At 53.3% G+C, this 9,097-nt stretch carries 8 protein-coding genes; 2 read left to right on the top strand and 6 right to left on the bottom strand.

All coding sequences use genetic code 11. The annotated features are described in order from the left end of the window. Positions 1–163 precede the first annotated feature (163 nt). A complete protein-coding gene (locus PA598K_RS08155; RefSeq protein WP_185601705.1) occupies positions 164–595 on the top strand; it encodes a universal stress protein in 432 nt (143 codons plus the stop codon). A 139-nt stretch (positions 596–734) separates the two neighbouring features. Here the strand turns inward: PA598K_RS08155 and PA598K_RS37275 are convergent, their stop codons facing one another. Then, entirely contained in the window at positions 735–1,184 is a 450-nt protein-coding gene (locus tag PA598K_RS37275) for a hypothetical protein (protein WP_260405314.1), read from the bottom strand. 641 nt (positions 1,185–1,825) lie between these two features. Between PA598K_RS37275 and PA598K_RS08165 the strand changes: the two genes are divergently transcribed. After that, the gene (locus PA598K_RS08165; RefSeq protein ID WP_128656481.1) at positions 1,826–2,875 is read left to right on the top strand and encodes a YheC/YheD family endospore coat-associated protein; all 1,050 of its coding nucleotides are present in this window, start codon (positions 1,826–1,828) and stop codon (positions 2,873–2,875) included. A 128-nt stretch (positions 2,876–3,003) separates the two neighbouring features. On the opposite strand, the gene clpC is transcribed toward PA598K_RS08165, so the two are convergent. The 5 genes from clpC to PA598K_RS08190 all read right to left on the bottom strand — a co-directional run bounded on the left by clpC (position 3,004) and on the right by PA598K_RS08190 (position 8,982). Continuing rightward, on the bottom strand, positions 3,004–5,451 hold the full coding sequence (clpC, locus tag PA598K_RS08170; RefSeq protein ID WP_128656482.1) for an ATP-dependent protease ATP-binding subunit ClpC: 2,448 nt from the start codon (positions 5,449–5,451) through the stop codon (positions 3,004–3,006). A gap of 18 nt (positions 5,452–5,469) precedes the next feature. Continuing rightward, positions 5,470–6,534 carry a protein arginine kinase gene (locus tag PA598K_RS08175; protein ID WP_128656483.1) on the bottom strand — a complete coding sequence of 355 codons (1,065 nt, stop codon included), beginning with the start codon at positions 6,532–6,534 and terminating at the stop codon, positions 5,470–5,472. A 69-nt stretch (positions 6,535–6,603) separates the two neighbouring features. Next, positions 6,604–7,116, bottom strand: coding sequence for a UvrB/UvrC motif-containing protein (locus PA598K_RS08180; RefSeq protein WP_128656484.1), 513 nt, complete (start codon positions 7,114–7,116; stop codon positions 6,604–6,606). 31 nt (positions 7,117–7,147) lie between these two features. Next, positions 7,148–7,609, bottom strand: a complete 462-nt coding sequence (locus PA598K_RS08185) for a CtsR family transcriptional regulator (RefSeq protein ID WP_128656485.1) — start codon at positions 7,607–7,609, stop codon at positions 7,148–7,150. Positions 7,610–7,788: 179 nt separating this feature from the next. Further along, positions 7,789–8,982, bottom strand: coding sequence for a GNAT family N-acetyltransferase (locus PA598K_RS08190; protein ID WP_128656486.1), 1,194 nt, complete (start codon positions 8,980–8,982; stop codon positions 7,789–7,791). Positions 8,983–9,097: the final 115 nt, after the last annotated feature.

Raw genomic sequence — 9,097 nt, forward strand, 5'->3', positions numbered from 1 at the left:
AAAAGTTCCTTGCATGGAACGAAATTTCAGCCCAATCTGCTACCCTCTGAGTATGCAGACACGCCCTAGGAGGTTATATCTTATCTTTCTACGGATTCGTAATGCGCGGCAACGGGTAATAAGGATAATGAGAAGAATCCAACACTAATGGGGGTTGATGAAGATGGCCTATACCAATCTTCTGGTCGCATATGACGGTTCGGAGCAATCGATACGCGCCCTGAAAACAGGTATTGAGATGGCTAGGAGCTGGAACGCCACGCTGGAGGTTGTGCATGTCTTTGATATCCCGATGCTGATCGTCGGCGAAGCCATGATTCCCCCTCCCGTGGAAAATTCGGTCGCCATCGCGCAAGAAGCGGACAATCTGGCCGCCGAGGCGCAGTCCATCCTGAGTGCTGCCAGTTTGCAAGCAGAGGTCACGGTGCTGCAGGGCGACCCGGGTCGCCGCATCATCGAGACAGCCGAGGAGAAGGGTACCGACCTGATTATCATTGGCAGTCGCGGATTAAGCGGTCTGCGGGAAATGTTCCTCGGCAGCGTAAGCAGCTATATCGTCAAGCACTCCAAAGTCGCAGTTCATATTCTTAAATAAAAGGCGACCGAGAACGAGACTTATCGGGCTTCTTGCCAGCCACCATTCCTAATTTTGACTTAGATGACGCCCATGCTGGGCGTCCACTCAAAAGGGCGGTACCAGGGTAATCCTGGCACCGCCCTTCAATTATAGATGACTATGTAAGCAGTGTAATAATCAAATGTGCTGATACAGGCTGTGTTCCCCCTGGAGCATTTGTGATGGTAAGAGCATCAGGATTTCCAGCAGGATTCCGCACCGTCAGAGGTTGATCGGCTGCTGACGTTTGGACGAGAGCCGTACCGATAATTTGAGATGTAGTTGCAATGCGCCCTGCTACGGTATAAAGCAGTTCAGCGTCATTAAGAGTTAAGACCAGTTGTCCCGATTCCGTGACGCCCACTTGAAAATATACCTGGTACGTGCCGGGGATAGACAAATTAAACGTAGTATCATCGGTACGGGTAATTACGGCCCCGCTTGCTGGCCCATCATTCGGGAAGGCGACATCGTCACCGACAGCGATCGGCGCTGGATTATCGGTCGGCATCAGGGCATAAAAATCTGCGAAGAAGAATGTAGCTGTCGGTCCTGTCGGTCCTGTCACTCCGGTCGCTCCAGTGACTCCTGTTGCCCCGGTAGCCCCAGTGGCGCCAGTCACTCCCGTGATGCCGCCGCCCGTAGGTCCGGTCGCCCCGGTCGCTCCGGCCACGCCTGTCGCTCCGGTAGGCCCCGTCACTCCCGTGATGCCTCCGCCCGTAGGGCCGGTCGCCCCGGCCACGCCTGTCGCTCCGGTCGCCCCTGTCACTCCCGTGATGCCATTATTAGGTCCCGTTGGACCGGTGGCGCCTGGCGCCCCCGGATCCCCGGGATTTCCGTTGGCACCTGCGGGTCCCTGAGGGCCTTGTGGACCTGCTGGCCCTTGAGGGCCCTGCGGACCTGCTGGCCCTTGAGGGCCCTGCGGACCTGCGGGTCCTTGAGGGCCTTGCGGACCTGGCGGTCCTGGAGTAAAGTCATTTCTTCCCATAAGAACACTCCCATTTTTGCAGTCTAGAATCTGGCTGTCGAATTCTTCTTCAAAAAACGACATTTCTTGCGCTGAGACTCTTCATTATCCTATTAGGAGTTGAAGCAGATATTCCCTCAACATAGCTTGACCGTCAAAATAAAATAGGCTGTATTTGTCCAATCTTTCACCACCTCACGCGCATTCATTAATAGAAAACGATAAGCAAGGGTGAACTCAGAATGGACAACTACCCATTTATCGGTATTCTAGTACAAAAACGAGGATACAGGCGTAGAAACGTAAAACTCTATCAGCGCTATGTTAATTTAAAGCTGAACGTATATGCTTTTTCATCGGAAGATATCCTATGGGATAAAAAGCGAATTATCGGCCTCCAGCTCAAAAAGGGACGTTGGAAGCAACAGGAGTTTCCATTCCCTCGCGCCGTCTACAATCGCTGTTACAGCAAGGATTCCCCCACAGTTCAACGTCTGGAACAGATGATTGGCAAGGGCAGATGCTTCAACTCGATCAATCATTTCAATAAATGGGAGCTGGCCGAGCATTTGGCTCATTCCCCTCTTCAAGCACATCTCCCCTATACCGGTTTATATGAGGAGGCCAATATTGCTGCACGATTAGAAAAACATAAATTGCTCTATATTAAGCCGCTCTTTGGCTCTAAAGGCAATCAGGTCTATCAGGTGGAAATGAAGGACACCGGGGAAGTTTATATTTCAGAGCACAGCTTGTCCCCTATGATGATCTGCAGGACGTACGAAGATCTCCGTCAGAAGCTGGATCGTCTGCTTACAGGATCCTCCTACTTGGTTCAGCAAGGCATCCCGGTCAAGCAGTTTAATCATCATTATTTTGATATCCGCGCTTTGGTTCAGAAGGGCTTGAATGGAACGTGGTCAGTTACAACTATCATTTGCAGAATGGCATTCAAGCAATATTTTAATACGAGTATGTGCAAGCAGGTTTTTGAAGCATCCACATTTCTCCCAAAGGTAATAACTGCAGCCCGAACGGAGCAGGCCTTAAACGAACTGCGTGAACTTAGCTTGGCTTTTGCCCGGGAGGCTGAACAGCTATACGATGGATTGGGGGAAATAAGCGTGGATTATGTAATGGATGAAGAAGAGAAGCTATGGATGATCGAAATAAACGGAAAGCCGCAAAAATCGATTTACACCGATTTGAGGCAGCAGCTCAAGAACTATCATCATCTTTACAGCAAACCGATGGAGTACGCCTATTACCTTACGCGACGAGATTTAGAATAGATTCTAACGCTCAGCCTCAGCCTCATTTGGTCGAAAAGGCAAGGTCTCGCAAAAAAAGAACCCCATCCCGGCTAGGGATAGAGTTCCTTTCATCCTTTACGTACTAAATAGGGGAGTAGCGTCAAGCCTTAGGTTCTCGGCTGCAGCTCGACATTTTCTTTGAGGACGACGAGGTGGCCGTCCTTTTCGTCGATCGTCAGCGAATCGCCTTTGGAGATGTTGCCCATCAGCAATTCCTCGGACAGACGATCCTCGATATGCTTCTGGATCGCTCTGCGCAGCGGACGCGCGCCGTATTGCGGATCGAAGCCCTCCTTGGCCAGGAACGCCTTGGCGGTATCGGTGAGCGTAAAGGCCACTTCTTGCTCCAGCAGCCGCTTGCGCAGCTCCTCGGACATGAGCGAGACGATCTCGTTAATATGCTCCTGCTCCAGCGAGTGGAAGACGATCGTATCGTCGATCCGGTTCAGGAACTCCGGACGGAAGCTTTTCTTCAGCTCGTTCAGCACTTTGTCCTTCATCTGGTTGAACTCATGGCCCGCATCATGCACAGCCGTGAAGCCGAGCGTCGAGTTGCGTTTGATCTGATCCGCGCCGACGTTGGAGGTCATGATGATCAACGTATTGCGGAAGTCGACGACCCGTCCTTTGGAGTCTGTCAGACGGCCATCCTCAAGCACCTGCAACAGGATGTTGAACACCTCGGGATGCGCCTTCTCGATCTCGTCGAGCAGGACGACGGAGTACGGCTTACGACGGACCTTCTCAGTCAGCTGACCGCCCTCTTCGTAGCCTACATAGCCTGGAGGCGCGCCGACCAGACGAGAGGTCGAATGCTTCTCCATATACTCCGACATATCGATGCGGATGACCGCATTTTCCTCGCCGAACATCGCTTCCGCAAGCGCTCGCGCCAGCTCGGTTTTACCGACCCCTGTAGGGCCCAGGAAGATAAAGGAGCCCATCGGACGCTTAGGATCCTTCAGACCCGCCCGCGAGCGGCGTACAGCCCGCGAGACGGCCTTGACGGCCTCGTGCTGGCCGATTACCCGGCTATGAAGGATCTCCTCCATCTTCAGCAGCCGCTCGGACTCTTCCTCCGCGAGCTTGCTGACCGGGATCCCGGTCCAGCTGGCGACGACCTGAGCGATATCCTCCGGAGTCACCTCCGAATCGGTGCGGCCCTGCTTTTCCTTCCACTGGTTTTTGGTGATGTCGAGCTCCTCGCGAATCTTTTGCTCGGTATCGCGCAACGCAGCGGCTTTTTCGAACTCCTGGCTTTGTACAGCGGAGTCCTTCTCCTTGCGGATATCCTCGAGCCGGTTTTCCAGCTGCTTGAGGTTTGGCGGTACGGTGTAGGAGTGCAGCCTCACCTTCGAGCTCGCCTCGTCGATCAAGTCGATCGCTTTGTCCGGCAGGAAGCGATCCGTGATGTAGCGATCCGACAGTTTAACCGCTTGCTCGATCGCTTCGTCGGTAATTTTGACCCGATGATGCGCCTCATAGCGGTCGCGAAGTCCATGCAGGATCTGAATCGCTTCCTCTGGCGACGGCTGGTCGACCGTGATCGGCTGGAACCGGCGCTCGAGCGCGGCATCCTTCTCGATATATTTGCGATACTCATCCAGCGTCGTAGCGCCGATGCACTGCAGCTCGCCGCGAGCGAGCGAAGGCTTCAGGATGTTGGAGGCATCGATTGCGCCTTCCGCGCCGCCAGCGCCGATCAGCGTATGCAGCTCATCGATGAAGAGGATGATGTTATTGGCTTGACGGATTTCGTCCATAATTTTTTTGAGACGATCTTCGAACTCGCCGCGATATTTGGTGCCTGCGACGACCGAGCCCATATCCAGCGTCATAACGCGCTTATCCCGCAGTGTCTCGGGGATCTCGTTGGCGATGATCTTCTGAGCCAAGCCCTCGGCGATCGCCGTTTTGCCGACCCCTGGCTCCCCGATCAGGACCGGGTTGTTTTTGGTCCGGCGGCTCAGCACCTGGATGACCCGTTCGATCTCCTTGCTGCGGCCGATGACCGGATCAAGGTTGCCGTCGCGTGCGATGGCCGTCAGGTCGCGTGCCAGGCCGTCGAGCGTAGGCGTGCTGACATTGGTCGGGGTGCCGTGGCTGCTGGAGACGGCCTCGCTGCTGCCGAGCAGCTGCAGCACTTGCTGACGCGCTTTGTTCAGGCTGATCCCGAGATTGTTGAGGACACGAGCCGCTACTCCCTCGCCCTCGCGTATCAATCCGAGCAGGATATGCTCCGTGCCGACGTAAGTATGACCAAGCTTGCGCGCCTCATCCATCGACAGCTCGATGACTTTTTTGGCTCTTGGCGTGTAGGCGATATTCGTCGGCTGCTCCTGTCCGCGACCGATGAGCGACTCGACCTCGTCCTGGATTTTCTCCAGACCCAGACCGAGACCGATCAGTGCCTTGGCTGCGATGCCTTCTCCCTCGCGGATCAGTCCGAGCAGGATATGCTCTGTGCCGATATTGTTATGTCCGAGCCGGACAGCTTCTTCCTGAGCCAGTGCCAGTACCTTTTGCGCGCGTTCCGTGAATCTTCCGAACATCATGTTCATACACCTCCGTGCTTAAGTTTTGGGGGACAAGTAACGACGGATCAATTCGGCTCGCCTGACATCCCGTTCCTCCGTATTCAGCTTCTCGCCGAACACTTGCTGCAGGAAGCCGGGCTGCGTGAGTACCATTAATTCATTCATTACCTGCGGGGACAAGCTTTGAATCAGGTTCAGGTCGATTCCCAGTCTGACATCGGACAGCCGCTGCGCAGCCTCTTTGGAATCCATGATCATTGCATGGAGCAGGATGCCGTAGGAACGCTGCACCCGATCCTCGATGCGAATTTTCGATTCTGCCACTAGCCGCTCACGGGCAGCCTTCTCATGCTCGATGATCTGACGTGCTACGCTGTAGAGGTTGTCGATAATCTCCTCTTCGGACTGTCCCAGCGTAATCTGGTTCGAGATCTGAAACAGGTTGCCTATAGCTTCGCTACCCTCGCCGTATAATCCTCTAACGGCAAGCCCAACCTGCGTAATGGCAGAGAGGATGCGGTTGATCTGCTGCGTCAGGACAAGCGCCGGCAGATGCATCATAATCGATGCGCGGATGCCGGTGCCGACGTTGGTCGGACAGCTCGTCAGATATCCACGCCGCTCGCTGAACGCATAATCGACCTGCTCCTCATATCTATCGTCAATCTCGCTGGCCAACTGCCATGCCTCCCGAATCTGGAATCCGGGGTACAGACACTGGATGCGAAGATGATCTTCTTCATTAATCATAATACTAACCGACTCACTGCCGCTCAGCACCAGGGCGCCGCCTCGAGACTCATTGGCCAGATTAGGACTGATCAGATGCTTCTCGACCAGTACGCGCTTCTCCAGCTCGCTAAGCTCGCTCAAGTCAAACGTCTCGAAGGTGCCTAGATCATCCAGTTGTCCGGCTCGCGATACTTCCGTCAGCTGCTCCATCACTTCACGGGACTGTTGATTGGTCGCCAGCATCGGGAACGGATGATGACGCAGATTGCGGGCTATGCGAATCCGGCTACTAATGACAATCTCGGAATCGGGGCCATCCTCTTTCATCCATTCGCTCAGCGCATCCTGAGCGAACCGTCGCTTTTCCATCTCTAACCCTCCTCCAAGCAGTCGCCTGGCCGATGAACATGGCCTAAGCTTCGTATACTATGCGTAATGCTATACATCCGTGATTTTGCTCTCAAGCTCGCGGATCTGGTCGCGAATGTTGGCGGCCTGCTCGAATTCTTCCTGCTCGATATGATGATGCAGCTCTTTTTTGAGCGAATCGAGCTTGCGCCTGCACTCGATCTGTCCACCCGTACGCTTCGGAATCTTGCCGACATGGCTCGTGCTGCCGTGCACCCGCTTGAAGAGCGGGTCCAACCGGTCCGAAAAATGCTTGTAGCAGGAGTTGCATCCAAAGCGCCCGATCTTGCGAAATTGGGAATAGGTTAATCCGCATTCATCGCAGCGAATCGTTTGTGGCTTAGGCCCCAATCCCGCCGACGGCTCGAATTCCAGGAGACCAGACAGGAGACTGTGAATCGAAAAGCCATTTGCTGTGCCTGGGATGCCTTCCCCCTTTTCGCGAGCGCATGACTCACAAATATGGAATTCCGTCTTTTCACCGTTCACGATCTTGGTAAAATGAAGCGTAGCTTGCTTGGCTCCGCATTCCTGGCATAACATGGATCGCATGTCCTCCTCTCGCGCCTGCAGTTTATTTCACAAGCAAGGATATAAGCATCGACTTGAGTATTTTGGCCCGTATCTCGTCACGCAGTGGCAATACGAGCGTAATCGCATCCCGGGATACGGCCGCTTTGAGCAAATTGGCTTCGCGAGAAGAGATCATATCGGCTTCGCGAAGCTGGTAAATCAGACCTTCCGCAGCGCTCTGTTCGACTCGGTCGCCGATCGTGCTGTTAATATAGCCCTGGATCGCCTTAAGCAACGGCAGCTCCACTCTTTGAATACGAATATAACCGCCGCCGCCGCGCTTACTCTCGACCAAGTACCCTTTCTCCAACGTAAAGCGTGTGCTGATCACATAATTAATCTGCGACGGAACGCAGGAAAACCGGTCGGCAAGGTCATTGCGCTGGATCTCGACGGCGCCTTCTGCGCTCTCCTGCAGCAACTGCTTCAGATAATGCTCCAGCGTATCGGAAATGTTACGCATATCACCAACCTCCCCGAGTTGTTGCAATGGTCATTCGTTTCTTAATTGACTTTGACTTTCTTTGACTTTAATTTTATTATACGCAATTTTCTAAAAACGTCAAGTCTCGAATACAAAATTATGAGCATGCCGCCTGGAAGATGATAAACATTCGCTCCGTGTCGACGGCACGCTATAAGTTAGAAATAGTCCAGCAAATAGGTCGTTTGCTGAGGTAGACAGGCCTCCAATTGCTTAACCCCTGCCTGGTCGCCTTGCAGCTGTTGCAGCTGCCATAACGCAGTCGGTCGTTTGAAGCCGAGCAACATCGCCGTTAACGTCTGAATGGAGCAAGCCAGCGCAGCCTGACCTGTTTTAAGCTCCTTATATTTTGTCACAAGCACGCCTTTTTCATTTACCTTCAGTTCATATATCGCTTCGTTCCAAGGCGCGTACTCATCGTTTACAGCGATCGTAAGTGCTATCTGCTCGGTCGACGTCTCAAATGGATACGCGGCCAAGAAATGCTCCACATCGACAATGCGTCCCATAAAATAAGGGATGATTTTTTGCTCAAAACGCGGGTTCGGAATCATGTAAGCCAAAGCATCGTCAACGGGCGCCTTCATATGGGCACGATCGATCATCGAGTCATGATTGGAAATATAATTCCACAAGCCTAGACGAGCCTCCTCGTCATGATAGACGAATTCATGAACGGTCATCTCGCGCTGGCTTACTTGATAAAACAAATATCCCGTCATGTCGCCATTCACTGTTGTATAGATGGCTACTTGCCCTTGACGGCGACGGAAGAGCTCATCGAACCACCAATCCGTCGAGCGTGACAATGTGCCGCTATAACGGCGGGCATACGCATCATAGAGGGGGGAAATTTGCTGGACCAATGCCTCATCCAGCACGCTGATCCGCTTCACCGTACCCTCGACGGCTTGCCTTTGTGGCAGCAACGCTTTCTCGATTGTATAGGCTTTATATTCCACATACAGCTCCCACCCGTATCGACGGTAGAAGGGGAAGTCGAAGGGGGCCAAAAAGGAAAGCATCTGCCCGTTGTCTTTCATCCGTTTCAATGTATGCTTAAATAGTTGCGTCACTGCTCCCTTGCGGCGCCGCTCCGGCCAGGATGAGACGTTGGCGATGCCGCCCATCGCAAATGACTTGCCACCTACATATGTCGCAAGCGGCAGCAAGGATAGCTGCGCTACCAACTCGCCATCGTCAAATGCGCCGATGACCCGATCCGGCTTGAATCGGGCTATGGCTTTTTCATATTCTTGCTCGCTCAGTTGAATCTGAAACGCATAAAATGACAAATCTAGACTTGCCTCGGCCTCGCTTGGTTTTAACGAACGCAGCTCCAGATAAACCACCTGCTTTCATTAGTCGCGATCCAAAAACGGCAGTTCCGACTTTGTGATCACGCCTTAGATAACCGTATTATGTCATAAGGCAGGAGGTACGCACAACAAAAAACCCACGATTCTC

This window comes from Paenibacillus sp. 598K (assembly GCF_003851045.1).
Classification (GTDB): domain Bacteria; phylum Bacillota; class Bacilli; order Paenibacillales; family Paenibacillaceae; genus Paenibacillus_D.

What these genes read in the sequence shown, in the direction of transcription:
- PA598K_RS08155 (WP_185601705.1), top strand. Translation starts at nt 164, where the DNA reads ATGGCCTATACCAATCTTCTGGTCGCATATGACGGTTCGGAGCAATCG.
- PA598K_RS08165 (WP_128656481.1), top strand. Translation starts at nt 1,826, where the DNA reads ATGGACAACTACCCATTTATCGGTATTCTAGTACAAAAACGAGGATAC.
- clpC (WP_128656482.1), bottom strand. Translation starts at nt 5,451, where the DNA reads ATGATGTTCGGAAGATTCACGGAACGCGCGCAAAAGGTACTGGCACTG.
- PA598K_RS08175 (WP_128656483.1), bottom strand. Translation starts at nt 6,534, where the DNA reads ATGGAAAAGCGACGGTTCGCTCAGGATGCGCTGAGCGAATGGATGAAA.
- PA598K_RS08180 (WP_128656484.1), bottom strand. Translation starts at nt 7,116, where the DNA reads ATGTTATGCCAGGAATGCGGAGCCAAGCAAGCTACGCTTCATTTTACC.
- PA598K_RS08185 (WP_128656485.1), bottom strand. Translation starts at nt 7,609, where the DNA reads ATGCGTAACATTTCCGATACGCTGGAGCATTATCTGAAGCAGTTGCTG.